Raw genomic sequence first — 1605 nt, 5'->3', positions numbered from 1 at the left:
ATCCGTAGCCTCATCCGCCAGGCCTGGACCCTCTACCGCTGGAACACCCGCCCCACCCGCCGCCCATGAAACCACCTACTTGCGCGATCTCTTAGACAAAGAAGCGGATCCGCATCATCCGTCCGCGAATCCGCTGCGCACCGACCCCGAAAGCCCAGGTCAACGCGGCTCCGCCAGGCCCAGCATGTGGGTCACAGACGTGACCCACACGTGACCCACACCGACCCGAAGGTCAGCGGCAATCATGAATATTGCCTGGTAGAACTTGCGCGCCCGAAGGGACTCGAACCCCTAACCTTCTGATCCGTAGGCAGATGACCCGGGCGACCACACTCGTCCAGCCGCACGGCGGCCGCATCGTCGCCGAATACTTCGACGTCGGCCAAAGCCGCTCCCTACCGTGGCAACGCCGCAACCAGGCCAACCGACTCCTTGCCGCGCTACGCACACCGCAACGAGGCTTCACCGCTGTCGTCGTCGGCGAACCCCATCGAGCCTTCTACGGCAACCAGTTCGGCCTCACCGTGCCACTGTTCGCCCACTACGGCGTCGAACTCTGGGTACCCGAGATCGGCGGCCCCATCGACCCCGACAACGAAGCCCACGAACTCATCATGTCCGTCTTCGGCGGCATGAGCAAAGGCGAACGCAACCGCATCAAGCTCCGCGTCCGCACCGCCATGGCCGCTCAGACCCTCCTCGAAGGCCGCTACCTCGGCGGTCGCCCACCATACGGCTACACCCTCCGCGACCTCGGCCCTCACCCCAACTCCGCCAAAGCCGCCGACGGCAAACGTCTACGCGCGCTCACCCCCGACCCCCACACCGCACCGATCGTCCGCCGGATCTTTGACGAGTTCCTCGCCGGCTACGGACTCTTCGCCATCGCCGAAGGGCTGACCGCCAACCACGTGCCCTGCCCCTCAGCACACGACCGCGCCCGCAACCCGCATCGCAACGGCATCGCCTGGTCCAAAAGCGCAATCCGCGTTATCCTCACCAACCCGCGCTACACCGGCCGACAGGTCTGGAACAAACAGCGCACCGATGAGGTACTCCTCGACGTCGACGACGTTGCCCTCGGTCACACCGGCGTCATGCGTTGGAACAAGCGCGACGAGTGGATCGTCTCAAAGGAGATAGTCCACCCGCCCCTCATCGACGACGCCGCCTTCGAACAGGCACAGACCCTGCTCGGCCAACGCGCGCGACGAGAATCCGGCAACCAGCGACAACGACGCGCCCGCAACCCGTACGTGTTCCGCGGACTCATCTACTGCGCCGCCTGCCAACGCCGCATGCAGGGCCAATACAGCCACGGTGACGCCTACTACCGCTGTCGATTCGCCCAGGAATACGCGCTAGCCAACGAAGTCGACCACCCCCGCAACGTCTACCTCCGCGAGGACACCCTCATCGCGCCACTCGACAACTGGCTCGCCACCGCCTTCACCCCCGACCGCCTCGACGCAACCATCACCGCAATGGCCAAGACCGACCCGGACCCCAACCCGACCGCAACTGCCGCCGCCCGCACCACCATCGCCGAATGCGACGCGAAACTCGAACGCTACCGAGCCGCCCTCGACGCCGGAGCGGATCCGG

Annotated in this window: 1 protein-coding gene; it reads left to right on the top strand. The window is 65.8% G+C overall.

From position 1 onward, the window contains the following. Positions 1-314: 314 nt before the first annotated feature. On the top strand, positions 315-1605 hold a 1291-nt coding region (locus tag V6U90_RS33285; RefSeq protein ID WP_334445128.1), incomplete at its 3' end, for a recombinase family protein.

Origin of the sequence: Micromonospora sp. CPCC 206060, from assembly GCF_036906895.1 — a bacterium.
GTDB lineage: Bacteria > Actinomycetota > Actinomycetes > Mycobacteriales > Micromonosporaceae > Micromonospora.
This window is presented reverse-complemented; position numbering and strand designations above follow the sequence as displayed.